We start from the raw sequence: 26,394 nt of genomic DNA on the forward strand, positions 1-26,394 counted from the left end.
GATCCGGCTCAATGCCTTTGCGCCTTTGCTCCGTTACTCTGGGCTGCATGGGTTCACGCCACCTGAGGAGCAGGAACATGAGGAAGTTTGCCCTTGCCATCGCCATTTTGAGTGCGGCGTCGATCGTCGTGCCCGCCGCCGCGCAGCAGACCTCGACACAGACCCGCAAGGAATACCGGCGGATGAACTGGGGAGACAATCTGCCGGCGTCGATCAAGACTTTTCACAACAAGCGCTTCACCGTCGTCAGCTATCGCATGCAGGAGGAGACAGGCCACCATCCGTCGCCGGGAAGCGCGGAGCAGGTGGCGCAGATCCGCTCGGCGATCCGCTCCAACAAGTGGCTCGTCGATCAGCTGAAGGCGAAGAAGGTGTCGCCCAGCCAGATTCTCTGGGCATGGCGTGCCCGTAACGGCAACATGGTTTTCTACATCGATTGAGCGATTGCCGTCCGGCAACGGGGTAGGCGGAAACAACGGCCTCCGTCCGGTCGACGCGCATACATCGTCGGGAGGGTCGGTGATGTGGCGGTTGGTCGTCGAAGCTCCGTTCGAAGAAGATATCGAGCTTGCCGTCCTCGATGACGACGGCATTCATGCTCTGGTCTTTCCCTGCCAGCGGCTGCCCGGCGGCTGGGCGAATGCGCTGACGGGCGAGATCCTCGATGTCCACCCGACGCACTGGCGCACCTGGCAGCTTCGCCGCGCCGACACGTCCGAACTGCACTGAGGACTGTCAGGATCAGCAAAAGCCGGTCTGGCTTGTCTGCGATCAATGACCGTGGTGCCCGGCAAAAATAGACTGACGGCAAGAAACCGGCGGCGCGGCCGCCATCCCGATGGCTGGAAGGAGGACCCGCATGCGTGGTTTCGGTGTTCATTCTGAGGTGGGAAAGCTCAGAACCGTCATGGTCTGCAGACCATCGCTCGCACATCAACGGCTGACGCCGGCAAATTGCCATGACCTGCTCTTCGACGATGTGCTCTGGGTGCACGAGGCTCAGAAGGACCACTATGACATGGTCCTGAAGATGCAGGAGCGCGGTGTCGAGGTTCTCGAACTCCATGACCTGCTCGCGCAGACGCTTGCCAACGAGCAGGCACGCGCCTTCGTGCTGGACCGTCGCATCACGCCGAATGTCATCGGTTCGCAGGTCGCCGAGGCGATGCGGCCCTGGCTGGACGAAATGCCGGCCACCCAGCTCGCCGCCGTCATGATCGGCGGCATCGCGATCTCCGATCTGCCCGATGTGAAGGCGAAGGCCCTGATGCTCAGTGCATTGCCGGCGAGCGACTTCGTCATCCCGCCGATCCCGAACACGCTGTTCCAGCGCGACCCCTCCTGCTGGATCTATGGCGGCGTCACCTGCAATCCGATGTTCTGGCCGGCACGCCGCGCCGAGACCCTGCTGCAGCGGGTGATCTACAAGTTCCACCCCTTCTTCAAGGGTGCCAATTTCCAGATCTGGTGGGGGGATTCGGACGATCAGTTTGCCAATGCCTCGCTCGAAGGCGGCGATGTGATGCCGATCGGCAATGGCACCGTGCTGATCGGCATGGGTGAGCGCACCACCTATCAGGCCGTCGGCCAGGTGGCCCAGGCGCTGTTTCGCAGCAAGGCCGCCAAGCGCGTCATCGGCTGCCTGATGCCGAAAAGCCGGGCGGCGATGCATCTCGATACGGTCTTCAGCTTCTGCGACCGCGATGTCGTCACGCTGTTTGCCGAAGTCGTCGATCAGATCCGCTGCTACAGCATGTATCCGAAGGGCGACGACGGCACTTTCGAGATTCGCCCCGAAAATCGGCCGATGCTCGATGTCGTCGCCGAGGTGCTTGAGGTGCCGAAGCTGCGCGTCGTCGAGACGGGTGGCAATTCCTATCAGGCCGAGCGCGAGCAATGGGACGACGGCAACAATGTCGTCGCCCTCGAGCCCGGCGTCGTCGTCGCCTATGACCGCAACACCTACACCAACACGCTTCTGCGCAAGGCCGGTGTCGAGGTCATCACCATACGCGGCGCCGAACTCGGGCGCGGGCGTGGCGGCGGGCATTGCATGACATGCCCGATCTGGCGCGACCCGGCCTAATGACCTCTTCATCCACGAACAGACCGACGGAGCAAGACCATGAGCTTCAATCTGCGTAATCGTTCGCTTCTGACCGTGCAGGATTATACCTCGCGGGAATTCCGCTATCTTCTCGATCTCGCCCGGGATCTGAAGCGGGCGAAATATGCCCGGACCGAACAGCAGCACCTGAAGGGCAAGGAGATCTGCCTGATCTTCGAGAAGACCTCGACGCGGACGCGATGCGCCTTCGAGGTGGCCTGCTCCGATCAGGGTGCGAACGTCACCTATCTCGACCCGTCCGGCTCGCAGATCGGCCACAAGGAATCCTTCAAGGATACGGCGCGTGTTCTCGGCCGCATGTATGACGCGATCGAATATCGCGGCGCGGCGCAGCACGGTGTCGAGACGCTGGCACGCTATGCCGGCGTACCCGTCTATAACGGCCTGACGGATGAGTATCATCCGACCCAGATGCTCGCCGACGTCATGACCATGCGCGAACATAGCGACAAGCCGATCGCCGATATCAAATATGCCTATGTCGGCGATACCCGCTCGAATATGGGGCATTCGCTGCTGATCGTCGGCTGCCTGCTCGGCATGGATGTACGCATTTGCGGGCCGAGGTCGCTGTGGCCGTCGGAGGAATATATGAAGATCGCCAAGGATCTTCAGCAGGCCTCGGGCGCCAAGCTGCTGGTCACCGAGGATCCCAAGGAGGCCGTCAAAGGCGTGGATTTCATCCATACCGACGTCTGGGTCTCGATGGGTGAGCCGAAGGAGGTCTGGCGCGAACGCATCAAGCTGTTGACGCCCTATCAGGTCAATACGGATCTTATGAAGGCGTCGGGCAATTCGCAGACCAAGTTCATGCATTGCCTGCCGGCATTCCACGATACCGAAACCACACTCGGCAAGCAGATCGCCGAGGATTACGGCATGACCAACGGGGTTGAAGTCACCAACGATGTCTTCGAGTCCGAGGCGAACGTTGCCTTCGAACAGGCGGAAAACCGCCTGCACACGATCAAGGCCCTGCTCGTCGCGACCCTGGGGGATTGAGCATGCGTGTCGTCATAGCACTCGGCGGCAATGCGCTTCTCCGGCGCGGGGAAGCCATGACCGCGGACACCCAGCGGCGCAACGCCCGCGTCGCGGCTCAGGCCATCGCGCCGCTCGCCGCCGAACATGAGGTGGTGATCACTCACGGGAATGGCCCGCAAGTGGGGCTGCTCGCCCTGCAGGGGGCGGCCTACAAGCCGGAGGAAGCCTATCCGCTCGACGTTCTCGGCGCCGAGACCGAGGGTATGATCGGCTATATGCTGGAGCAGGAGCTCGGCAATCTCCTTCCCTTCGAGCAGCCGCTTGCAACGCTGCTGACGATGGTCGAGGTGAACGCCGGCGATCCCGGCTTCCAGAACCCGACAAAGTTCGTGGGGCCGGTCTATGACAAGGGCGAGGCGGACCGCATCCGTGGGGAGAAGGGCTGGGTCTTCAAGCAGGATGGCGACAAATGGCGGCGGGTCGTCGCCTCGCCGGCTCCGAAGCGCATCTTCGAGATCCGGCCGATCCGCTGGCTTCTGGAGCAGCGCACGATCGTCATCTGCGCCGGCGGCGGCGGTATTCCGACGATGTACGAGAAGGGCGCCGATCGCAAACTGATCGGCGTCGAGGCCGTCATCGATAAGGATCTCTGCTCCGAGCTCCTGGCGCGCGAGCTGCGCGCCGATCTCCTGGTCATGGCAACCGATGCCGAAGCCGTCTGTATCGATTGGGGCAAGCCCTCGCAGAAGGCGATCCATCGGGTTCGCCCCGATGATCTTGAGCAGTTTTCTTTCCCTGCCGGTTCCATGGGGCCGAAGGTGGAGGCCGCCAGTCACTTTGCCCGCACCAGCGGCAAGACGGCCGCCATCGGATCGCTGGCTGATATCGCTGGGATGGTGCGCGGCGATCGCGGAACGATCATCAATACGGGCTTTGCCGGTCTAACCTGGCACGGCTGATAGCGTCAGCGAGAGACTATCCGGAAACGGCGGGGTGCGTTGCTGCACCTGGCGCCGTTTTCGTTTGGCTGACGGTTTCGCGGCCATTGCGCCGTTGCCAGACGTAGACGGGGATGCCGAGCATCAGCAGGACGAGGCCGTAGAGCACCGGCTCGGCGCCCGAGCCATAGAGCGTGAAGATCGCGAAGATGAAGGCGATGAGCTCGATCACCGTGACACGCGGCATTCGCCCCTGCGTCGCGCCGGCCACGAGGCTTCCGGCAAGGGCGCAGAAGGCATAGGGAACGACGGCCGCCATGGTGCTCAAGCCGACCATCAGCTTGTAGGCAGCCGCAAAGCCCTCCGAACCGATCGCCTGGACCAGCACCAGGATCGTCGCGAGGGAGGCCGAGACCATCATGCCCCAGGCCGGGACGCCGCGGGAGGAGAGCCGCGAGAAGAGCGGCGGGAACAGGCCATCGCGGGCGGCGGCCATCGGAACCTGGCCCATCAGCAGCGTCCAGCCGTTCAGCGCCCCGATCGACGAGAGCAGGACCGCAAGCGAGATCGCCAGCTCGCCCGGGCGTCCCCACATGATGCCGGCTGCCTGCGAGAACGGCGCGACGGAATGGATCAGCTGTTCGCGCGGCACCAGCCCCATCACCACGATGGTGCCGAGCACATAGAGAATGGCGGCGATGGAAATGCCGAGCACGGTCGAGCGCGGAATGGTCTGCTCGGCATTCTGGACGTCGCCGGCAGGAACGGTCGCCGATTCCAGGCCGAGATAGGCAAACATCGTCAGTGGCGCGAGCGTCGCGATCGACTGCAGCAGTGGTTGGCCGCTCGGGTTGAAGTCGGCGAAATGCGAGGTGTCGATGAAGAGGAGGCCGATGATGGCGACGGCGCCGAAGGGCAGCAGCTTGGCATAGGTCGTCACCTGGGCGAAGAGACCGGCGGCGTGAACGCCGCGCAGATTGACGAGCACGATCGTCCAGATCACCCCGAGTGTCAGGATCGTCGCCGTCACGCGATTGCCGAGCGCCGGGAACAGGTCGACGATGACGCCGGTAAAGGCGATGGCGATGACGGGGAGCGATGTCCAGATCGAGATCCAGTAGCCCCAGGCGATCAGGAAGCCGGCAAAATCACCATAGGCGAGACGGGTATAGGCATAGGGTCCGCCAACCGCCGGAACGAGGCTCGCCAGGCGCGCAAACGTCAGGCCGAGGCAGATGGCGCCGGCGCCCATGATGATCCAGACAAGGATGGCGAGATTGCCGTAGGGGGCGACTGCGGCCGGCGAGAGATAGAAGCCGGAGCCCACCATGTTGCCGACGACGATCGCGGTGCAGGCGGCGAGTCCGAGGCTTTTGCCGTCAGATGAGCTGGTCATGCCGTCCCTCCCGAGCTCCGCTTGAGCTGATGGCCCAAGGGGTTTTGCCTTCGAGGCGCGATTGTCGTTGCAAAAATTGGCGCCCGCAATTCGGATCAATGCGTAGTCGCCGCGGGCGGGCTAGCCTCTATAGTAAGCGCAACAGTGATCTGGTCCGGAGGACTGAAGGGGATGGGCGAGCAGGGGTTTCTCAGAATTTCGATCGCGGCCACCGTCGTCGTCGCCACGCTCGGCGTGGTCTTCGGCATTCTCTCAGGATCGTTCTCGATCGCCTTCGATGGTGTCTATTCGCTGGCCGACGCGGCGATGACCGGACTGGCGCTCTGGGTCTCCAGCCTGATCATCGACTCGACGAAGAGCGACGCCCGCTCCGGCCGTATCCGCAACCGCTTCACCATGGGTTTCTGGCATCTGGAGCCGATCGTGCTCATGCTGAACGGCTGCCTGCTGATGACGGTCGGTGTCTACGCGCTGATCAGCGCCATCATCAGCATCCTGAACGGTGGACACGAGCTGCATTTCGGCATGGCGGTCTTCTATTCTGCCTCGACGGTGGTCGTCTGCGCCATCATGGCGTTTTCAGGCATCAGGCTGAACCGGCGCATCAAATCCGATTTCGTTTCGCTCGACATCAAGGCCTGGATCATGTCGGGCGGCATCGCCCTTGCGCTATTGATTGCGTTCCTCGCCGGCATGGCGGTGCAGGCGACGGCGATTGCCTGGATTGCCGCCTATCTGGATCCGGCCGTGCTCGCACTCGTCTGCCTCGTCATGATCCCGCTTCCGATCGGCACGGTGCGGCGGGCGCTGACCGAAATCCTGCTGATCGCTCCGGTCGACCTGAAAGACCATGTCGATCGGGTGGCTTTGGAGATCGTGCAGCGGCTCGGCTTCCTTTCCCATCGCGCCTATGTCGCGCGCGTCGGGCGGGCGACGCAGATCGAGCTCTATTTCATCGTGCCCGAAGGCTTGCCTGCCAGGACGATCGAGCAGTGGGATGCGCTGCGCGACGAGATCGGCGATGCGATCGGCGATGAAAGCGCCAACCGCTGGCTGACGATTGCCTTTACCGCCGATACGGAATGGGCCGAATAGAACCACCGGCCTCTTTCGGTCGCGTCTTGATTGCAATCAACGACGCTCATCCCCCGGTGTGTACGATCTCCTCCCATGGCGAAATAGCTCAGCCGTCCAGGCTTTGGAGGGGCGCATGGAATTCCAACAGGCATTTCCGGTAGCCGTTATCGACGAGGACTTTGACGGCAAGAGCGCGGCCGGGCGCGGCATGCGCGATCTCGCGGCGGCGATCGAGCGGGAGGGCTTCCGTATCGTCTCGGGCATTTCCTACGACGATGCCCGCCGTCTCGTGCATGTGTTCAATACCGAATCCTGCTGGCTCGTCTCCGTTGATGGTGCCGAGGACCGGACGACGCGCTGGCGGGTGCTGGAGGAGGTTCTGAGCGCCAAGCGCCAGAAGAACGACCGGCTGCCGATCTTCCTGTTCGGTGACGACACGACGGCCGAGGACGTTCCGACGGCGGTGCTCAGGCACGCCAATGCCTTCATGCGGCTTTTCGAGGATTCCGCGGAGTTCATGGCCCGCGCCATCGTGCAGGCGGCACGCACCTATCTCGACCGGTTGCCGCCGCCGATGTTCAAGGCGCTGATGGAATACACGCTCGAGGGCGCCTATTCCTGGCATACGCCGGGTCACGGCGGCGGCGTTGCCTTCCGCAAGAGCCCGGTCGGGCAGCTCTTCTACTCCTTCTTCGGCGAGAACACCCTGCGATCCGATATTTCGGTGTCGGTCGGCAGCGTCGGCTCGCTGCTCGATCATGTCGGGCCGATCGCCGAGGGCGAGCGGAATGCGGCACGCATCTTCGGCACCGACGAAACGCTCTTCGTCGTCGGCGGCACATCGACCGCGAACAAGATCGTCTGGCATGGCATGGTCGGCCGCGGCGATCTCGTGCTCTGCGACCGCAATTGCCACAAGTCGATCCTGCATTCGCTGATCATGACCGGCGCGACGCCGATCTATCTGACGCCGTCGCGCAATGGCCTCGGTATCATCGGGCCGATTTCCAAGGATCAATTCACCCCCGAAGCCATCGCCCGCAAGATCGCGGCCAGCCCCTTCGCCGGTCAGACGAGCGGCAAGGTGCGGCTGATGGTCATCACCAACTCGACCTATGACGGGCTCTGCTATAATGTCGATGCCATCAAGGAGTCGCTCGGGATTCGGTCGAGGTGCTGCATTTCGACGAGGCCTGGTATGCCTATGCGAATTTCCACGAGTTCTACGACGGCTTCCACGGCATCTCGTCGACGCAGCCGGCCCGCTCGAAGAGCGCCATCACCTTTGCCACGCATTCGACCCATAAGCTGCTGGCGGCACTCTCGCAGGCCTCGATGATCCATATCCAGCACGCCGAGAACAAGCGTCTCGACGTGACGCGCTTCAACGAAGCCTTCATGATGCACACCTCGACCTCGCCGCAATATGGCATCATCGCCTCCTGCGACGTCGCCGCCGCGATGATGGAGCAGCCGGCGGGCCGGGCGCTGGTGCAGGAGACGATCGACGAGGCGATCAGCTTCCGCCGCGCCATGCATTCGGTGAGGACGCAGACGGCGGCAGGCTGGTGGTTCAAGGTCTGGGAACCGACCGTTGCCGAACATACGCCGAGCGACAATCACGCCGAATGGGTGCTGAGGCCCGGCGAAGCGTGGCATGGGTTTGCGGGGCTCGCCGAAAACCATGTGATGGTCGATCCGATCAAGGTCACCATCCTGTCGCCCGGCCTTTCCGCCAGCGGCGCCATGCAGGAACACGGCATACCGGCCGCCGTCGTCACTAAGTTCCTTTCGTCCCGCCGGATCGAGATCGAGAAGACCGGGCTCTATTCCTTCCTCGTACTGTTCTCGATGGGGATCACGAAGGGCAAGTGGAGCACGCTCGTCACCGAGCTCATCAATTTCAAGGATCTCTACGACGCCAATGCGCCGCTGACGCGGGCGCTGCCGGCGCTCGCCGCCGCCCATCCGGAAGCCTATGGCAAGAGGGGTCTCAGGGATCTTTGCGAACAGATCCATGCGGTCTATCGCAAGGACGACGTGCCGAAGGCGCAGCGCGAGATGTATACGGTGCTGCCCGATATGGCGCTGAGGCCCGCCGATGCCTATGACCGGCTGGTCAAGGGCAAGATCGAGAGCGTCGAGATCGACGATCTCATGAACCGCATGCTTGCGGTGATGATCGTTCCCTATCCGCCCGGCATTCCGCTGATCATGCCCGGCGAGCGCATCACGCCAGCGACCAAGTCGATCCAGGACTATCTGCTCTATGCGCGTGAATTCGACCGCAAGTTCCCGGGCTTCGAGACCGATATCCACGGCCTGCGCTTTGCACCTGCCGATGGTGGCCGGCGCTATCTCGTCGACTGCATTGCAGAAGGACCGGAACAATGATCCCGCGCGATGTGAAGTCTCCGACCGTCGCCATCCCCTTCCACAAGATGCTGAAGGTGGTGATCGTCGCCGATGGCGGCAATCCGCAGGTGCAGGAGCTGGTCGCGCAGATAGTGGCCGAGAATTTCGAGGTGGAGCTGCGCGACGACTATTCCGCCGATGTTTCCGAGGATGCCTCGGTGGGTGCCTATGTCGGCTCCGTGGAAGGCGGAAGGCTGCCCGATGCACGGCGCTTCCTGCGCTCCGTCAGGGAGATCGGCTTTCGCACGCCGATCTGGGCAATGGCCGATACGCTGACGATCTCGGATATGGATGTCGTCGAGATGGCGGGCGAGGTCGATGGGTTCGTCTATCTCGGCCAGCAGACGCCAGCCTTCTATGCCAAGCAGGTCATCTCAAGCCTCTACAATTACGGCAAGTCGCTGCTGCCGCCGTTCTTCGGCGGCATGATGGCCTATGACGGCGAGGCGAATATCGCCTTCGATTGCCCCGGTCATCAGGGCGGACAGTTTTACCGGAAATCACCGGCCGGACAGCTTTTCTTCAAATATTTCGGCGAAAGCATCTTCCGCAACGACCTCTGCAATGCCGATGTCGATCTCGGCGATCTCCTGATCCATGAGGGACCCGCGGCAGAAGCACAGAAGCAGGCGGCCCGCATCTTCGGCGCCGACCGCACCTATTTCATCCTGAACGGAACCAGCACCTCCAACAAGGTCGTCGCCAATGCCGTGCTGCGGCCGGGCGATCTCGTGCTGTTCGACCGCAACAATCACAAGTCGCTGCATCAGGGCGCGCTGGTGCAGGCCGGCGCCATTCCTGTCTATCTGCCGACGGCCCGCAATTCCTTCGGCATGATCGGCGCCGTCGATTGGGAGGCCTGGGACGAGGGCGCCCTGCGGCAGCGGATCGAGGCGCATCCGCTGGTGCAGGACAAGAGCCGCGCCCGCGCCGACCGGCCGTTCCGGCTCGCCTGCATCCAGCTCTGCACCTATGACGGCACGATCTACAACGTGCGCCAGGTGATGGAGAAGATCGGCCATCTCTGCGATTACGTTCTCTGGGACGAGGCCTGGATCGGCTACAACGCCTTCCATCCGCTGTTTGAGGGACATAGCCCGATGCGGCTGACGGACCTTCGGCCCGACATGCCCGGCCTGTTTTCGACCCAGTCGGTGCACAAGCAGGGAGCGGGCTTCTCGCAGGCCTCGCAAATCCACAAGCGGGACGAACATATCAGCGGCCAGCGCCGGTTCGTCGAACACAAGCGGTTCAACGAATCCCTGCTGATGAACGTCTCGACTTCACCCTTCTATCCGCTCTTCGCCTCGCTCGACGTCAATGCCAAGGTGCACGAGGGCAAGGCTGGCGAAATGCTGTGGGATCGTTGCATCGAGCTCGGCATCGAGGTCCGCAAGAAGCTGCGCGGCTTCGTCCATCACTACGAGACGAAGGCCGGCGACGCCGAGGAGCAATGGTTCTTCGATCCCTTCGTGCCGGACAAGGTGTCGATATCGGGCTCGAAGCACACCAGCGACCTCGCGGAAACGCGATGGGAGGATATCCCGACCGAGGTGCTGAAGCGCGAACAGCAATGCTGGCGCTTCGATCCGGAGGCGAAATGGCACGGCTATTCCGGCTATGCGCCCGGCTATACGATGGTCGATCCGAACAAGCTGGCGCTGCTCACCCCGGGGATCGATCGCAAGACCGGTGAATATCGCGACTTCGGCATCCCGGCGACGGTCGTTGCCAATTACCTGCGCGAACAGCGGGTGGTGGCGGAAAAATGCGATCTGAACAGCCTGCTGTTCCTGATGACGCCGGCGGAGGACGAGAGCAAGCTGAACACGCTGATCGCCAAGCTGGTGAAGTTCAAGAACCTCTGGGACCGCGATGCGCCGCTGCAGGAAGTGCTGCCGACGGTATTCGCCGCCAATCGCGAGCGCTACAAGGGCTACACGGTCCGCCAGGTCTGCAAGGAGATGCACTCCTTCTACCGCCAGGCTGGCGTCAAGCAATTGCAGCGGCTCTGCTTCCGCTCCGAGAGCTTTCCGGAGCCGGCACTCCCGCCGAAGCTCGCCTATGAGGCGCTTGTCGCCAACAATGTCGATTATGTGCCGCTGACAGAGGCGGCCGGGCGCATCTCGGCGACGCTGGCGCTGATCTATCCGCCGGGTATCGGCGTCATCGTGCCCGGCGAGCGCTGGGACGAGCGGGCGCGCCCGATGCGCGACTATTTCCTGGCCTTCGAGGAATCCTTCAACCGCTTTCCCGGCTTCAACTACGAGGTCCAGGGCGTGTTCCAGGAGCGGGTCGACGGGCGGATCAAATTCTACACCTATGTCGTGCGCGAGTAGCGGGGACGGGAGGATGTCATCATGACCGACAACACAATGCATCTTGCAGCCGAAACGACGGCCAAGAAGAAGATGAACCTGGTGCAGCTGACCTTCATCGTTGCCGTCAACATGATGGGATCCGGCATCATCATGCTGCCGGCCAACATGGCACAGGTCGGCGCGATCTCGCTGCTTTCCTGGCTGGTAACGGCCGTCGGCTCGATGGCGATCGCCTATGGCTTCGCGCAGGCGGGGCTGTTCAACCAGCGGCCGGGCGGCATGTCCGCCTATGCGGAGGATGCCTACGGGAAGGACGGCTATTTCATGGTCTTCTTCTTGTATTTCCTGTCGCTTGCCGTCGGCAATGTTGCCATCGGCATCTCGGCGGTCGGCTATCTTGCCGGCTTCTTCCCGGTGCTGACCTCGACACCCGTCATGACCTGCCTGGCGCTGATCGTGCTTCTGTGGCTGACAACGGCCGCGAATTTCGGCGGGCCGCGCATCACCGGGCGCATCGGCTCGGTCACGGTCTGGGGTGTCATCATACCGGTGGGGCTGCTGTCGATCATCGGCTGGCTGTGGTTCAGCTCCAGCACCTTCGCCGCCGCCTGGAACCCGAAGGGATTGAGCATCGCGCAGGGCATGGGGTCGAGCATTTCGCTCACACTCTGGGCCTTCCTCGGCATGGAGTCGGCCGCGCAAAACTCGGATGCGGTCGAAAATCCCAAACGGGACGTGCCGCTTGCCTGCATGTTCGGCACGCTCGGAGCCGCCGTCATCTACATCCTGTCGACGACGGTCATCCAGGGCATCGTTCCGAATGCGGATCTCGCAAGCTCGACCGGTCCGTTCGCGCTCGCCTATGCCACGATGTTCAATCCGACGATCGGCTCGATCATCATGGCGCTTGCGGTACTAGCCTGCCTCGGATCGCTGCTCGGCTGGCAGTTCACGATCGCGCAGACGGCGCGCACGGCGGCCGAAGAGCGGATGTTTCCGTCGATCTTCAAACGGGTCAACGAGATGGGCGCTCCGGTCCCAGGCATGATCGTCCTTGGTATCGTTCAGACCGGCCTTGCCTTGATGACCATATCGCCGACGCTGAGCGAGCAGTTCTCGGCGCTCGTCAATCTCGCGGTGGTCACCAACGTGCTGCCCTACATCATTTCGCTTTCGGCGCTGTTCGTGATGATGAAGGCCGCGGGTGTGCCGCAGTCGAAATTCCGGCTGAATGCGACGGTTGTGATCATCGGCATGGCCTATAGCGTCTTTGCGATCTACGCCTCCGGCAAGGATGCGGTGCTCGGCGGCATGATCGTCACAGGTATCGGCTTCATCATCTACGGCCTGATTGCCCCGCGTTTCGCCACCGGCGCGAACCGCGTCCCGGCCGGCCAATAGCGGGAGGACCAGACATGTCAGGACAGAATCCCCGTTGGGCGCTTGCCGCCATCTCCTTGGCAGCGGCTGCCGCCGCGCTGGCGATTGCCGTTCCGGCTTCGGCCCAGACGCTCGACCGCGTCAAGTCGAGCGGCGCGCTCAAGCTCGGCTACGACCCGGATGCCAGGCCCTTCTCTTTCGACGGCGGGCAGGGGAAACCGGATGGCTATGCCGTTGCCCTCTGCAACAAGATCGCCGACAGCCTGAAGACGCAGCTGCAGCTGGAAAAGCTCGACGTCGAATGGGTCTCGCTTGCGGGCGACGCAAAGACGCAGGCGATCCAGAGCGGTGCTGCCGATATCGTCTGCGGCGCCGAGCCGGTGACGCTGACGCGGCGGCAGGTGGTTTCCTTTTCGCTGCCGATCTTCCCGAGCGGCACGGGCGCGCTGCTGAGCGCCAGTTCGCCGTTGGCGCTGCGCGAGGTGCTGCAATATGGGCAGCCCTCCGACCGGCCGGTCTGGCGCGGATCTCCTGCGCGAACGATCCTCGAGCATAAGACCTTCTCCTCGATTGCCGGAAGCACCAGCGAGAGCTGGCTTTCGGAGAGGATCAAGACCTTCCAGCTCGCGGCGACGGCGACAGCGGTCGCCAACTATCAGGAGGGGATCACGCGCGTGCTGGACGGAAGCTCGGCTGTTCTCTTCGGCGATATGCCGCTCCTGATGGATGCAGCGGCCCGCAGCGACAATTCAGGCAACCTGATCGTCATCCAGCGCTATTTCACCTTCGAACCGCTCGGCCTCGAGCTGGCGCGGGGTGACGAAGATTTCCGCGCTGCCGTCGACCGGGCGCTGAGCCAGACCTATGCCGCACAGGATTTCCCGGCGCTCTTCACCACCTGGTTCGGGCCGCCGGATATTGCAACCGTGACATTCTTCCAGCAGACGGCTTTGCCCGAATAGGGATATGTCTTTGACCTCTTCGGTCCCGGATCGATACATTTTTGTGATCGCGGGGAACGATCTGATGCCTTGTTGGCTTCGTATTAGATGCACGGGGAGTGCGTTGAACGCGGAGCTGATCCATGAGCCGAGAACGCGGCCGCAGAAAACTGATGCTACGACTGCCCGACATCCGTCATCTCTTGGCGGGTGTCAGCAGCGAGGCGCTCGGGGAGATGTTCGAAGCCTATGATCTGGCTGTCGATGCGCTCGACCGCTTCCGCAATCAGTGGCCAAGGGAAGAGAAGCTCGTGACCGAATACGAGCAGATATGCCGCGAAATCGAGCAGGAGATCGTCGTATACTGCACCGAGCGCTAAACCTAGAGGTTCCGCTCCAGCTGCCCATGCAGGCCGACGACCGGATCCGTGGCCGCATTCTCCGGCGCTGCCGGTGGCCAGGCCCAGGCGCGCAGCAGCTCATAGAAGACGCTGAGGATGACCGGTCCGAGGAACAGTCCCAGAAGACCATGCGAGAGCGTGCCGCCGATGACGCCGATCAGGATGACGGGCATCGGCGTCGAGAGACCTCGCGACATCAGGATCGGCTTCAGCACATTGTCGACGAGGGTGATCGGCACCGCGACGCAGGTGAAAACGAGCGCCAGCCCCGCCGGCCAGGAAAACCAGGCCCAGATGATCAATGGCAGGATCACCAGTCCCGGCCCGATCTGCATGACGCAGAACATGAAGACCAGGAAGGTGAGCGCTCCGCGGGCGGGAACGCCGAAGATGACGAAGCAGAGGCCGCATAGCAGGGTCTGCAGGAAGGCAACGCCGATGACGCCACGTGAGACGTTGCGCACGGTATTCCCGGCCAGCCGGGCAAATCCTACACCCTTTTCGCCGGCGACCCGGTTTGCCAGCACCTGAACGGCCGAGGCGAGACGCGCCGAGCGCGTCAGGAACAGCCCGGAAAGCATGATCGAGACGACGAAGCTCAGGACGCCGCCGCCGATCGAGGCGAGCTTGGTGACGACCACGCCCATCACCTCGCGGATCGGCGCCTGGAACTTGATGATGGTGGAGGCGAGGTCGCCGGAGACCTGGTTCCAGAACTCATGCAGCCGTTCGCCGACGAGAGGCCATGCCTTGATGGCTTCAGGGGCGGCAGGCAGGGTGAAGCTGCCGGACCATAGCTTGCCGATCAGGCCCTGTACCGTGTCGGCGAAATTCACGGCGACGAGCGCCAGCGGCGCAATGATCAGCACCAGGCAACCGATGACGATGACGATTGCGGCGATGACCGGCCGGTTGCCGATCAGCCGCGACACTGTGGCGAACAATGGATAGAGCGCGACCGCCAGGATGGCCGACCAGATCACGATCAGCAGGAACGGCGCGATGAGCACCATCGTCCAATAGGCAAAGAGCGCAATGATGCCCAGCCGGACGATATCGCTCACTCGGGCCTCAATCGAGATCTGGCCTGAATCGGCTCGTGGAGCCGTGTTCTCGGTTGTCTGCTCCATCCCGGTATCCGCCTGTCCCCGCCCGGCTGCTTAAGCCGTCGTATCGGGCACGACATGGCGGACGCTGCGGTCTTCCATGAAGTCGGACGGACGCTTCTGCCGCTTGCCGAGATCGGGCTCGTCGAACTTCAGCCGCTCATAGGGGATCGACTGCAGAATATGCGAGATGCAGTTGATGCGCGCCCGCTTCTTGTCGTCGGAAGGCACGATCCACCAGGGTGCATGATTGGTATCGGTCATCCGCAGCATTTCATCATAGGCGCGGGTGTAGTCCCACCAGCGCTGGTAGGATTCGACGTCCATCGGGCTGAGCTTCCACTGCCGCATCGGATCGTCGATCCGGCGCCGGAAGCGGCGCTCCTGCTCTTCCTCGCTGACGGTCAGGAAATATTTGAGCAGGATGACCCCGCTTTCGACGATCGCGGCTTCGAAACGCGGTGCGAGCTCGAGGAAGCGTTGCGCCTTCTTGTCGCTGCAGAAGCCCATGACCCGATCGACGCCGGCGCGATTGTACCAGCTGCGGTCGAAGATGACGATCTCGCCGGCGGCCGGCAGATGGGCGATGTAGCGCTGCATGTAGATCTGCGATTTCTCGCGCTCGGTCGGTGCCGGCAGTGCCGTGACGCGGAAGACGCGCGGGCTGACCTTCTCGGTGATCCGCTTGATCATCCCGCCTTTGCCGGCAGCGTCGCGCCCCTCGAACACGATTACGATCCGGGCGCCGGATTTCTTTACCCAGGCCTGCAGATGCGCAAGCTCCACCTGCAGGCGGACGATTTCCTTGTCGTAATCCCAGGCCTTCTTTTTCTTTTTCGCCTTGGTCTTGGGCGTTGCGTCGCCATTGGCCTCGGTTGGTTCGTAGTTCTCTTCCATGGCTCTCCCTCCTGGCGTGTTTAAGGTGCGTTATGCGCGACTGCGGCCGGGCCGATCTGGTCGATGTCGCCGATCAGCGTCCGCAGGGCTTCTTCCCTGCCATTGAAAAGGTTCTCGGCACCGATCGCCTTGATCACACCGGCGCGTTCCAGGATCGGCCGGCTGTCCTCGCTGAGATCGGCGATGGCGAAGGTGATGTTCCGTTTCTGGAGAAGCTCGGCCACGGCCTCCAGAGCGGTGGCGCCGGTACTGTCGATCTGGCTGATCGCGCTGGCATCGAGCACCAGGCACCTGGTCTCCGGTGGAAGCTCCTTGATGACGGAGGTCAGCCGGATGCGGACATAGTCGGCATTGTAGAAAAGGATGCTCCCCTGCACCGCAAAGACCGCCGCGCCCTCGACGGGACGGGCTTCCGGATAGCGCTTGAGATCGAAGAAGCCGTGCCGGCCCTCGATGCGGCCGAGCAGGCCGTCGCGCGGAAACATGGTCTGGCGCAGCAGATAGACGAAGGTGGCGCCGACGGCGACGACGACACCGTTCAGCACGCCGAAGCTGATCGCGCCCCACATGGCGATCAGCGCGAAGATGAACTCCATGCGGCTGATGCGCCAGATCTTCTTGAGCTCGTCGATATCGATGAGGCTGATCGCCGCCGTCGCCAGAATGGCGGCGAGCGCCGGGATCGGCAGGATGCGAAGGGCGCCGTGCAGGAAGACGAGTGCGGCAATCAGCGTAGCCGCCGAGACCAGGCCGGAGAGTTGCGAAACGCCGCCCGTCGACAGGTTGATCGCGGTACGGGAGTCCGAGACGCTGACCGGGAAAGAGCCGAAGAGGCCTGGCGCGATATTGGCGGCGCCGATGCCGATCAGCTCCTGGTTAGCATCCACTTCTTCGCCGGTGCGCGATCCGAAGCTGCGGGCCGCGACGATCCCGGCGCCGAAGCTGACGAGAAAGATCGCGGCAGAACCGAGGATGATCTTGTCGAGCGGCATATGCTGGAAGGCGGGGATCGAGAAGGCGGGCAGCCCGCTCGGCAGGTCGCCGACGACGGCGATGCCCCGGCCCTGGAAATCGAAAAGCGCCGAGAGGATCACGGATATCACCACGACCAGAACCGGGCCGGGAACGCGCCAGCGAAAGGCCTTGACGATCCACAGCAGCGCGAACATCGCGAGCCCGAGCAGCAGCGAGGGCCAGTGGATCCCGGCAACCTTCGCCGCGATCTCCAGCAACGGCGCAATCAATCCCTCGGATTCGATCTTCACGCCGGTGAAACGGCCGATCTGCCCGACGAGGATCGAGAGTGAAACACCGGCAAAGAAGCCGACGAGAATGGGGCGCGAAAGGAAGCTTGCGAGAATGCCGAGCCGCAACAGCTTGGCGGCGATGCAGCAGATGCCGACTCCGAGCGCGAGTGCTGCGGCGATCGCCACACGGTCGACCTCAGCTCCGGCCGGGGCCGCCGCGACGATCGTTCCCATCGCGGCGGCAAGCACGGTCATGGTCGCGGCATCGGGTCCGACGATGAGCAGGCGAGAGGGACCGAAGATCGCATAGGCAATCGGTGCGACGATGCTGGCATAGATCCCGGTCTCGGGTGGCAGGCCGGCGATTGCGGGGTAGGCGATGGCGCTCGGCAGGCCGACGGCGGCGATCGACAGACCGGCCGGGATATCACTGCGCAACCAGTCCTTGTTGAAGCCGGTCAGGCCTCGCAACATCGGTAGACTGCCTATCACCGCCTGCTCCTATCGTTTCACTGCATCTCCGTTGTCTGCGGCCCGCCCAAGCGCGAGCCGCCTTTTGCATCAATGTTCGAGGAACACGTAGTTCATCCAGGCGCTCATCCGCAGCAGAACCTTGCGGAGGATGGCGACGTGGTGCCAATAGTGCGTGTAGACGGCGACATCGGCGACGACGCCGCCAGGTAGCTGATATTGATCGGTATTTTCCAGGATCTCGATGCGTGCCAGCGTCTGGCCGGGCGCGACGCGCTCGGGTGCCTGCGGGTCGATCAGCGCTCCGCTCGGCTGCAATTGTCCCTGCGCCATGACGTCGATGACTTCCTGAACGCGCGCCTTGAAGATCTTGCCGGGCACGGCCTTGAACGACACCTCGGCATCATCGCCGACGCGCACGCGTTGCAGCGAGTTCTGGATGAAGGCTGCGGCAAGCATCCGGTCCTCGCTGTTGATGAACACCATGACCGGGCGAAGCGGCAGCGGATTGGCCATCATGCCCGGACGTAGAAAGACCTGGGTGACATAGCCATCCGTCGGTGCGCGCACCGTGGTCTGATCGAGCTCGTACTCGGCATTGTTGAGTTCCGCCTGAAGCCGGGCGACGGTCGGGTTCGTTCCGTCGATTTCGGCCTCATAGGCGAGCTTTGCCTGGGCAGCCTGGGCGCGGGCGGTATCAACCGCTGCTTCTGCCGTCAGATAGATGCCGCGGCGGTTTTCGACTTCGAGTTCGGAGTAAACAGCGCCGCGGCCGCTCGACTTCGAATTCTCGTTGGACTGCTGGAACTTCTCGAAGGCCTGCAACGACCGGTCGCGAGAGGCTTCGGCGCCGGTGACGGCCGCGTTCGCGGCGTCGAGTGCGGCCTTCAGCTGCAGAACGGTTTGTTTGGCTTCGGCAAGCGACGCCTTCTTCTGATCCACCGCGAACTGATAGGGCCGTGGGTCGATGCGGAAGAGGACATCGCCCTTCTTCAGCGGTACGTTCGGGGTCACGGGAACCTCGACGACCTGGCCGCCGACGACGGGGATGACCGGGGCCGAGGTGAAGTAGATGCGCCCGTCACTCGAATAGGGGTGGTTGTAGCTCATCAGCAGCAACAGGCCGGAGATCAGGAACACGCCGCCGAGAACGGCGGTCGAGAGCGTCCACTGGTTCACCGGGATGCGGAAGATCTTGAAGATCGTCCAGCAGATCGCGGCATAGGTCAGGATGAGGAGCAGATCCATCAGGCATTCTCCCTCTGCGGCGTCTGTCCCTCGAGCTCGGCGATGCGAGCATGCAGACGGGCGATTTCGGCATTTGCCTCGGCCTCGGCCGACAGCTTTCCATCCTGGCGGATGCCCCAGCCGCGATCCTCGCGATAGAGCGTTGCCCATATGAAGAGGAACGGCCAGATGGCGTGCAGCGTGAAGAGGCTCACCCAGCCGGCGACATGGATTGCATCCTGATGCGGATGATTGCGCGATTTGGCGATGAGATGCGGAATGTCATGGATCGCGATCACCGCATAGAAAAGGGTGATGACCACGAAGACCAGGACCCCCAGGGCAAAATAGTCGAGAAACACGGCTCCTCCCTCCGGCTGGTCTGAACGAGCCGTTTTGATCGCTATTCGACAGGCGGATGTTAGACCCGTTTTGCCGGTGAGGCCTGTAGCATCGCGTAATCTCTATCGGCGCGATCAGGACGGGCGGACAGGCGAGAGCAGTCCCGGCTGCAGGGGCGAGCGGGGACGGCGCGCTTCTCGGCCGATTAGGATTGAATTCAAAGGCTTTTTCGAAACCAGCCGCCGTAGGATCACGTATTTTACGTCTGCGACAGAGCCGGTTGCTATATATTTCACATGTCTGCTTGGCGCAGTTCGGCGGGGGCGGAGATGGTGTCGGGAGAGGGTGGTTCTGCATATTTGTCGGCGCTGGAGGCGGCAGAGGTTTACTTCCCCGACCAGAAGCGGCTCGTGCAGCGGCTTTTTTACGTGAACGAAGCCTTCCACAGCATGTGCGAGGATCTCGCCGCTGCGGCACAGGCCATGGCGACGACAGACCGGCTTCCCGAGACGCTCCGTGATGCACGGCAGCTGGAATATGCGGGTCTCGTCGATGCGCTGTTGAAAGAGATGGGCGAGGCCATCGCCCAGTCGAAGATCGTCGTCCTCCGGCAATCGCCGGAGAACGGCCGGAAATCGCCTTGAGCTTGCCTGCCATTCAATAAATCCAAGGGAGGTCTTTGAGCGATGAAAGCAATTTCCCGCAAACTGCTCAGCGGATTGTCCGTTATCGCGATCATCGCGTTGCACCCAGCCACTCCCGCCTATGCGCAGGCTGCGAAGCCGACCGCAGCACCGGCGCAGACGGCGGCGGCCGAAGCCCCGGCAGCGCTGCTGACTGACGACCAGCTCGAAGTGCTGGTGGCGCGGATCGCCCTCTATCCCGATGAACTCGTCGCGGCCATATCGTCCGCTTCGCTCTTCCCACTGCAGATCATCGAGGCGCAACGCTTCCTCGACGCGAAAAAGAAGAATGCCGATCTCAAGCCGAAGAGCGATTGGGACGGCAGCGTCATCTCGCTCCTGAATTATCCCGAGATCGTCAAGATGATGAGCGACGATCTCGACTGGACCCAGTCGCTCGCCGATGCGCTGACCAACCAGCAGAAGGACGTGCTGATCGCCATCCAGCAGCTTCGCGACGAGGCGGTGGCGAAGAACATCATCAAGACTGATGACAAGGTGACGGTCGTTACCGAAAACGACAACATCATCATCCGCCCGACCAATCCGGAAAAGATTTACATCCCGCAATATCCGCCGGAAATGCTCTATGAGCCGGCCTATGTTTCGCAGCCGATCTCCTACTATCCCGAATATTACGACAACTATTACTACCCCGGAGCGCTCTTCTTCGCGGGCGCCGTGACCGGTCTTGCCTGGGCGGCGATCGTCAACTGGGATGACTGGGGCGTCTGGGGCGGCCGGTGGAACGGCGATGTCGATATCGATTGCAACAATTGCTTTAACGACCGGAACTTCAACGGAAAGCTGAAGTGGAATGATGTCGACTGGACGAAGGTTGATCGCAGCAAGCTGAATATCAACAGGGATCAACTGGCGAAGATCGATCGTTCGGCCATTAAATCGGGTTTGCAGGGCGACAATCGCAACCAGTTGCGTAATCGCGCGTCCGATCTCAAGGCGAGCCAGCTGCCCGCCAATCGCGCCATGTCTGCACGCGCAGACGACATCCGCAAGGGAACGGCGCAGGGGCTGAAGGACCGGCCGCAACCGAAGGCTGCCGCCGGCAACCGGCAGAACGCCGCGGCCCGGCCTGACAACCGCCCGCAGAACTCCGCCAACCGGCCAAACAAACCTGCGCAGAAGGCGGCGGCGAAGAGGCCGAACAAGCCGCAGATGGCGGCGCGGCCCGACAACCGCGCACGCCAGCAAAGCGCGCTCGGCAATGTCCAGTCCGGCCGGCGCGAGGCCGTCGCCTCCAAGCGTGGCGGACAGAGCATGGGCGGGCATCGCCCGCAATCGCGGCCTGCGCAGCACAGGCGTCCGCCTGCCCATCGCGGCGGTGGTGGTGGCGGCGGCCGGCGCCGCTGAGACCCTTTCAACCCGGGAGTTACATCATGAAACGTCGTTCGACCGTAATTCCGCTCATCCTTGCGACGGCGCTGGGCGCACTGCCAGCCGCCCCAGCGTACGCGCAATCCAATAGCGATTTCGCCGAATACCGGGCAACATCGCCGCAACAGACCTTCGACACACCCGAGCTGGCGCTGGACCGGCTGAAGGCGGTGCTCGTCTCCAACAATATCGACGATCTCGCGAGCCTGCTGGGCCTCAAGGCCGACAAGCTGCGTGCCAATAACGCGGCAATGATTGCCTATGGGCTGATCCGCGAAGGCGCCGAGCGGCAGGTTACGATGCGCGATTTCGAAGGCATGAAGGTCGTCACGATCGGCGACCGGCTCTGGCCGCTGCCGTTTCCGCTGACTGAGAACAAGGACGGCAAATGGGCTTTCGATACCAAGCGCGGCCTCGAGGAGATCGTCAACCGCCGTGTCGGCGAGAACGAGCTCGCGACCATCGATACGATGCGGGAATATGTGGCGGCCCAGTATCAATACGTCTCGGAAGACCGCGACGGCGACGGCATCCAGGAATTTGCCCGCAAGCTGATCAGCAGCCCCGGCAAGCTCGACGGTCTCTATTGGGATCCGAATGTCTATCCCGAGGAAAGCCCGGCAAGCGCTCTCGTCGAGAACGCCACCTTTGGCGCTGCCAAGCGCGGGGAGGGCTATTTCGGTTACCGCTACCGGATCCTGACGGGCCAGGGTGACAATGTGCTCGGCGGCAAGCAGAGCTATATCGTCAACGGCTATATGACCGGTGGCTTCGCACTGATCGCCTGGCCGGTCAAATACCGGGTGACGGGTGTCCAGACCTTCATGGTCAACGCGATGAACGTCATCTATCAGCGCGATCTCGGGCCTAAGACCGAAGAGCGGGCGGCGGCGATCAAGGATTTCAATCCGGACGCCAACTGGAGCGTCGTCAACGACTGATATCAGCGGCGGCGGCATGGCCCTGCGTTGGCGGAGGAATCCTCAGCGCAGCGGCCATGGCGCGGTTGGAATAGCGCTTCTTGCCCGTCACTTCCCGCCCCAGCCATTGCGGCAGATTGGGGCAATCTTCCTCACTCGCCATTTCGACTTCGGCAAGCGTCAGCCCCTGATAGGGGCCGCCGAAGACGTCGACATACCAGTTCCTGCCGTCGTGGAGCACGTGGTAGCGGGTTTTCTCCAGCACATGGCCGGCCTTGGTGAGCAGGTCGATCGCCTCGTCGACGGGGATCTCATATTCATATTCCTGCTTGGTGAAGCCGACGCTGCGGAACTTGATGGTCAGCAGCGCGGAAGTGCCGTCGATGAGACGGACGCGGACGGTGGTCTGGTCGCGGCGGGAAAGATAGACCTGCTGAAAGACATGCGGATCGGCGGCGCAGGAGCGCCAGCCGTCATTGCGGACCAGGAACTTTCGCTCGATCTCGGTCAGTTTCAACGTGCCAATCCTTCGTCGATGCCTGTCTTACTCCTCGACAGGCGGTTCCCAAGTGAGGAAGAAGCCGACATCTCCCGGCATGCCGTCGGGGAAATTGATGATCATCGCTTTCAGGCCGTAGCCCTGCGGCTTGGCAACCTCTTCGAAGAGCTCGTGCAGCTCCTTGGCGCGGCCCTGCAGCGTCTTCTGCCATCCGGGAAGGTTGTTGTTGATCGCTCGGCCGCTGTCGGTGCAGAAGGTTGATGGGAAGCTGTAGATCAGCGCCTCGTATTTGCCGTCCGCCGCTGCCTTCATCACCAGCCGCTTGATGACGGCGCGCTCGGTTTCCCCGATATGCTTGCGGAAGAAATCCTCGACGAATTCGGCATGTTTCTTGGCTTCGCGCGCCTTGATCTTGTCGTTGCGCTCCATTTCCAGAAGCTGCAGTTCGAGCGCGCGTTTGCGCAGCTCCTCGGCGCTCGCCATGGGTTTGGATGTGGACGTTTCAGGTGCTGTCATCGCCATCTCCTCCAGAGTGTTGAGAAGATGATAAGGCGCGGGGAGAAGCGAGGGCAGTAAGATACTGTAGCCTACGTTTGGGCCGCGGAATTGCACCGCATGTGCCTACACATTCGGGTTATTAAGAGTAATCTGATTTAATATTTCTCCTGCGTTGCGGCGGCTGCAACTTGGGATTATCGTCGCGCATCAAGCTGCAAATTGTACGGAATCGGAGGCTGGGGAGCCGATGGCGAGTGCAAGTGTTGACAGCGCTACCAGCAGTATTCCGGCCGAGGGTGAGGTACGGGAGCAGCTTGAGCGCATTTTGCTGAGCCCGGAATTCCGTCTTCCCGAGCGGACGAGACGGTTTCTCGAATTCGTCGTGGCCGAAACGCTGGCCGGGCGGCGCGATTATCTCAAGGCTTTCACCATTGCCCAGGCCGTCTTCGGCCGTGATGCGAATTTCGACGCGCAGCAGGACCCCTGCGTGCGCATCGAGGCCGGCCGGCTGAGGCGGGAGCTCGAGCACTATTACCTGACGGATGGCAGCGCAGATCGGGTGATCATCACCGTTCCCCGGGGGATATGCACCGGTCTTCGACGTCAGGCAGGAGGCTGCAGATGAGGATGTGGAGCCCGCCCGCGCGTCCTTCTCGGGAGATGATGGTCGGCAGGAAAAATGGGTCCGGCGCGGTCTCAGCAGCGGCATTGCCGATCAAAACTGGCCGCTTGTCCGCTACTGGTTCGTCGCCGGCGGCGCGCTGCTGGTTCTCGTCGCCGCATCCGCCATGCTGCATGGCTGGGAATTCGGCGGCACCACGCCACCGGCGGCGGTGAACCACGCGACCATTCTGGTCGAGCCGTTCGAAAGCACCTCGGAAGGTACGCTTGCCTCCGATATATCGAGGGGCATCACCGACGATGTCATCGAGAAGCTGGTTCCCTTCAACGACATCGTCGTCGTTGCCGCCCTGCCGAAAAGCAGGAGCGGTCAGGCCGCGCCCGAGCCGCTCTATGCGCTGCAGGGCAGCGTCCGGCTCGAGGGCAGCACGCTGCGCTCGACGGCGCGGCTGATGCGGCGCGCCGATGGAGCCGTCATCTGGGCGAATAATTACGATGCCGATATGAAGGTGCAGGGCATCCTGAAGACCCAGGCCAGCCTCGCCGACGATATCGTGACCGCGGTGGCGCGGCCGTTCGGGGTCATGTTCCAGACAAATGCCGCCAGCATTGCCGGAAGCACCGATGCGTTCTCCTGTACATTGTCCTATTACAGCTATCGCACCGAACTGACGCTTGCGGCCCATGGCGCAACGAAAGCCTGCCTGCAGCAAGCCATCGAAAAGGCGCCGGAGAGCTCCAACGCGGCGGCGTTTCTGTCGCTCACCTATCTCGACGAGTTCCGCTTTCCCTACCAGCTGAACACCAAGCCGGATGCTGAGACGCTGAAGCTCGCCAAGGATCTCGCCCAACGCGCCGTGCAGCTGGACCCGAAAAATGCGCGCGCTCTCCAGGCGCTGATGCTTGCGGACTTCTTCGAAAACGACAACGGCGGCGCCATGCGGGCGGGGGCAGCCGCCTATGCCATCAATCCCAACGATACCGAGGTTGCCGGCGAATACGGCGTGCGCCTGTCGATGTCCGGAGAATGGGACAAGGGCTGCGCGCTGGTTTCGGAAGCCGTCAGCAAGAATGCCGGGCCGCGCGGCTATTACGAGGTCGGGATGGCGCTTTGCGCTTTCATGCGCGGCGATACGCAGGCGGCCGAGCTCTGGTCGCGCATGTCCGATCTCGATTACAATCCGATGCACCGTCTGGTGCTGCTCGCCATTCTCGGCACGCTCGGAAAGAAGGATGAGGCCGCAACGCAGCTCACCTGGATCAAGACCCGCTCGCCGGCTCTCATTCCAAACGTCAGGCGCGAGATCGGCCGGCGTCTGGCACGGCCCGAGGATCAGGAACGTTTCTTCGCCGGCCTCGCGGCCGCCGGCCTGCCGCTGGACGACAGGCAGGTGACCGAGAAGTAGAGTTCTAGCGAGCCGTGATCAGGATTTGCTCTTGAAGACGCCGAGATTGATCAGCTGGACACGGCGGTTGTTCGATGCCGCGGTATCGCTGCCTTCGATCGGCAGGTACTCGCCGACGCCGATGGCGTAGAGCCGCTGTGGATCGACCGCGAAGGTCGTTGAGAGTGCTTCCTTGATCGCCGCCGCCCGCTGCTCGCTGAGTTCGAGATTGTGCTTCTCATCGCCCGTCGAGCTCGCATGGCCGACCACGAGGAACTTGTAGGCCCAAAGATTCGGATGATGCAGCGCATCGGCGATCAGGCCGAGCGTGCGGTAGGACTGCGGCTGGATGGCAACGGAGTCGTTCTCGAAATTGATCTCGACGACCATCTGTGGCAGCTTGGCGATCCGCTTCCAGTTCGGAAGCTCCGCCATCGGCTTGTGTCCGCCGCTGATCGCCTCCTGCCGCAGAATTTCGAGATCGATCGCTGGGGCGGCCGCGGTCAACTTGCCGAGGCCCTTGACGATCCGTTCCTGCGAGACCTCTTGCGCGGAGGCGGTTCCCGAGAGCAGCAGCCCGGCGGCGAAAAGCAGCATGGTTCTGGAAATGCTGTGTCTCATGGCTTTATCTCCAACCTGCATCGGTGATGACCTGATTGCATTCCTTGCTGACGCGCGGCTCCTTCTTCACCAGGCAGGCGAGCACGAAGCCGTCACCCTTGATGCCCGAGCAGCTCTTCGACATGTCGCGCTGGCAGACCTGCCGGTAGGCGGTCTGCGCGTGTTCGCGCTGGGTGATCGACTGGAAGACGGTCGCCAGCGACGCCTTGCAGGTCGGCGATACCTTGTCTGCATTCTGCTGCAGGCAATCGGCAATGCGCCCGCCGCCAAGGTTCAGCCCCTTGCAGAGTTTCTGGATGTCCTTGCCGCAATCATCGGCAAGCTTGGTCACGGCATCCGCGTAGCTCAGCGTCTGTGCTGAGACCGTTGCGGCAAAGATCATCGGCATGCAGGCAACTGCCGCCAATAACAATCGGCGTTTCAACATGTTGGTTCTCCCTCGCTCTGACTTTCGTCGCGGCGAAAGTCGCACGAAGCGGCGCTGCGGGGGACGTATAATAC

General features: G+C 62.5%; 23 protein-coding genes and 2 pseudogenes. 15 read left to right on the forward strand and 10 right to left on the reverse strand.

Features of this window, described 5'->3' with window-relative positions; genetic code table 11:
- Window positions 1-77: 77 nt before the first annotated feature.
- From F2982_RS27400 to arcC, 5 genes are all read left to right on the forward strand, one after another.
- Window positions 78-440 carry a hypothetical protein gene (locus F2982_RS27400; RefSeq protein ID WP_112711168.1) on the forward strand — a complete coding sequence of 121 codons (363 nt, stop codon included), beginning with the start codon at window positions 78-80 and terminating at the stop codon, window positions 438-440.
- A gap of 82 nt (window positions 441-522) precedes the next feature.
- A complete protein-coding gene (locus F2982_RS27405) occupies window positions 523-729 on the forward strand; it encodes a hypothetical protein (RefSeq protein WP_112711167.1) in 207 nt (68 codons plus the stop codon).
- Window positions 730-859: 130 nt separating this feature from the next.
- Complete coding sequence (gene arcA / locus F2982_RS27410) at window positions 860-2,086, forward strand: arginine deiminase (RefSeq protein WP_130281538.1); 1,227 nt, start codon at window positions 860-862, stop codon at window positions 2,084-2,086.
- A 39-nt stretch (window positions 2,087-2,125) separates the two neighbouring features.
- Window positions 2,126-3,130, forward strand: a complete 1,005-nt coding sequence (locus tag F2982_RS27415; RefSeq protein WP_112711165.1) for an ornithine carbamoyltransferase — start codon at window positions 2,126-2,128, stop codon at window positions 3,128-3,130.
- A 2-nt stretch (window positions 3,131-3,132) separates the two neighbouring features.
- On the forward strand, window positions 3,133-4,071 hold the full coding sequence (gene arcC, locus F2982_RS27420; RefSeq protein WP_203430602.1) for a carbamate kinase: 939 nt from the start codon (window positions 3,133-3,135) through the stop codon (window positions 4,069-4,071).
- Window positions 4,072-4,087: 16 nt separating this feature from the next.
- Here the strand turns inward: arcC and F2982_RS27425 are convergent, their stop codons facing one another.
- Entirely contained in the window at window positions 4,088-5,446 is a 1,359-nt protein-coding gene (locus tag F2982_RS27425; protein WP_199628241.1) for an amino acid permease, read from the reverse strand.
- A 171-nt stretch (window positions 5,447-5,617) separates the two neighbouring features.
- Between F2982_RS27425 and F2982_RS27430 the strand changes: the two genes are divergently transcribed.
- From F2982_RS27430 to F2982_RS27455, 6 genes and pseudogenes are all read left to right on the forward strand, one after another.
- A complete protein-coding gene (locus F2982_RS27430; protein WP_203431200.1) occupies window positions 5,618-6,541 on the forward strand; it encodes a cation transporter in 924 nt (307 codons plus the stop codon).
- Between the two features lie 115 nt (window positions 6,542-6,656).
- Window positions 6,657-8,917 (forward strand): annotated as a pseudogene (locus F2982_RS27435) (arginine/lysine/ornithine decarboxylase).
- On the forward strand, window positions 8,914-11,277 hold the full coding sequence (gene speC, locus F2982_RS27440) for an ornithine decarboxylase (protein WP_203430603.1): 2,364 nt from the start codon (window positions 8,914-8,916) through the stop codon (window positions 11,275-11,277). Before F2982_RS27435 ends, speC begins: the two are co-directional and overlap by 4 nt.
- A 21-nt stretch (window positions 11,278-11,298) precedes the next feature.
- Window positions 11,299-12,660, forward strand: coding sequence for a putrescine-ornithine antiporter (gene potE, locus F2982_RS27445; protein WP_130281526.1), 1,362 nt, complete (start codon window positions 11,299-11,301; stop codon window positions 12,658-12,660).
- A 14-nt stretch (window positions 12,661-12,674) separates the two neighbouring features.
- On the forward strand, window positions 12,675-13,601 hold the full coding sequence (locus F2982_RS27450; RefSeq protein ID WP_203430604.1) for an amino acid ABC transporter substrate-binding protein: 927 nt from the start codon (window positions 12,675-12,677) through the stop codon (window positions 13,599-13,601).
- A 122-nt stretch (window positions 13,602-13,723) separates the two neighbouring features.
- Window positions 13,724-13,960 (forward strand): hypothetical protein, encoded by a 237-nt coding sequence (locus F2982_RS27455; protein WP_112711157.1) that lies wholly within the window; start codon window positions 13,724-13,726, stop codon window positions 13,958-13,960.
- Between the two features lie 2 nt (window positions 13,961-13,962).
- Here the strand turns inward: F2982_RS27455 and F2982_RS27460 are convergent, their stop codons facing one another.
- The 5 genes from F2982_RS27460 to F2982_RS27480 all read right to left on the reverse strand — a co-directional run bounded on the left by F2982_RS27460 (window position 13,963) and on the right by F2982_RS27480 (window position 19,291).
- Window positions 13,963-15,111 carry an AI-2E family transporter gene (locus tag F2982_RS27460; protein ID WP_203430605.1) on the reverse strand — a complete coding sequence of 383 codons (1,149 nt, stop codon included), beginning with the start codon at window positions 15,109-15,111 and terminating at the stop codon, window positions 13,963-13,965.
- A 30-nt stretch (window positions 15,112-15,141) separates the two neighbouring features.
- Entirely contained in the window at window positions 15,142-15,984 is an 843-nt protein-coding gene (gene ppk2, locus F2982_RS27465; protein WP_112711155.1) for a polyphosphate kinase 2, read from the reverse strand.
- A 20-nt stretch (window positions 15,985-16,004) separates the two neighbouring features.
- Entirely contained in the window at window positions 16,005-17,723 is a 1,719-nt protein-coding gene (locus tag F2982_RS27470; protein WP_203430606.1) for a SulP family inorganic anion transporter, read from the reverse strand.
- 69 nt (window positions 17,724-17,792) lie between these two features.
- Window positions 17,793-18,950, reverse strand: a complete 1,158-nt coding sequence (locus F2982_RS27475) for an HlyD family secretion protein (protein WP_130281516.1) — start codon at window positions 18,948-18,950, stop codon at window positions 17,793-17,795.
- The gene (locus F2982_RS27480) at window positions 18,950-19,291 is read right to left on the reverse strand and encodes a DUF3302 domain-containing protein (RefSeq protein ID WP_112711152.1); all 342 of its coding nucleotides are present in this window, start codon (window positions 19,289-19,291) and stop codon (window positions 18,950-18,952) included. Before F2982_RS27480 ends, F2982_RS27475 begins: the two co-directional genes overlap by 1 nt.
- A 309-nt stretch (window positions 19,292-19,600) precedes the next feature.
- Between F2982_RS27480 and F2982_RS27485 the strand changes: the two genes are divergently transcribed.
- From F2982_RS27485 to F2982_RS27495, 3 genes are read left to right on the forward strand one after another with little or no spacing between them, the layout of a single operon-like run.
- Complete coding sequence (locus F2982_RS27485; RefSeq protein WP_199628234.1) at window positions 19,601-19,915, forward strand: hypothetical protein; 315 nt, start codon at window positions 19,601-19,603, stop codon at window positions 19,913-19,915.
- 42 nt (window positions 19,916-19,957) lie between these two features.
- Window positions 19,958-21,325 (forward strand): DUF3300 domain-containing protein, encoded by a 1,368-nt coding sequence (locus tag F2982_RS27490; RefSeq protein WP_203430607.1) that lies wholly within the window; start codon window positions 19,958-19,960, stop codon window positions 21,323-21,325.
- A gap of 26 nt (window positions 21,326-21,351) precedes the next feature.
- Complete coding sequence (locus tag F2982_RS27495) at window positions 21,352-22,290, forward strand: DUF2950 family protein (protein ID WP_203430608.1); 939 nt, start codon at window positions 21,352-21,354, stop codon at window positions 22,288-22,290.
- On the opposite strand, the gene F2982_RS27500 is transcribed toward F2982_RS27495, so the two are convergent.
- The gene (locus F2982_RS27500; protein ID WP_203430609.1) at window positions 22,280-22,786 is read right to left on the reverse strand and encodes a CYTH domain-containing protein; all 507 of its coding nucleotides are present in this window, start codon (window positions 22,784-22,786) and stop codon (window positions 22,280-22,282) included. The genes F2982_RS27495 and F2982_RS27500 overlap by 11 nt on opposite strands.
- Before the next feature lie 27 nt (window positions 22,787-22,813).
- Window positions 22,814-23,284 (reverse strand): hypothetical protein, encoded by a 471-nt coding sequence (locus F2982_RS27505; RefSeq protein WP_199628230.1) that lies wholly within the window; start codon window positions 23,282-23,284, stop codon window positions 22,814-22,816.
- Between the two features lie 229 nt (window positions 23,285-23,513).
- Between F2982_RS27505 and F2982_RS27510 the strand changes: the two are divergent.
- Window positions 23,514-25,293, forward strand: a pseudogene (locus F2982_RS27510) (hypothetical protein).
- An 18-nt stretch (window positions 25,294-25,311) separates the two neighbouring features.
- Here the strand turns inward: F2982_RS27510 and F2982_RS27515 are convergent.
- Complete coding sequence (locus tag F2982_RS27515; RefSeq protein ID WP_203430610.1) at window positions 25,312-25,893, reverse strand: OmpA family protein; 582 nt, start codon at window positions 25,891-25,893, stop codon at window positions 25,312-25,314.
- Between the two features lie 4 nt (window positions 25,894-25,897).
- Window positions 25,898-26,320, reverse strand: a complete 423-nt coding sequence (locus tag F2982_RS27520) for a cysteine rich repeat-containing protein (RefSeq protein ID WP_203430611.1) — start codon at window positions 26,318-26,320, stop codon at window positions 25,898-25,900.
- Between the last annotated feature and the right edge of the window lie 74 nt (window positions 26,321-26,394).

Source organism: Rhizobium sp. BG4, assembly GCF_016864575.1.
Taxonomy (GTDB): Bacteria; Pseudomonadota; Alphaproteobacteria; order Rhizobiales; family Rhizobiaceae; genus Rhizobium.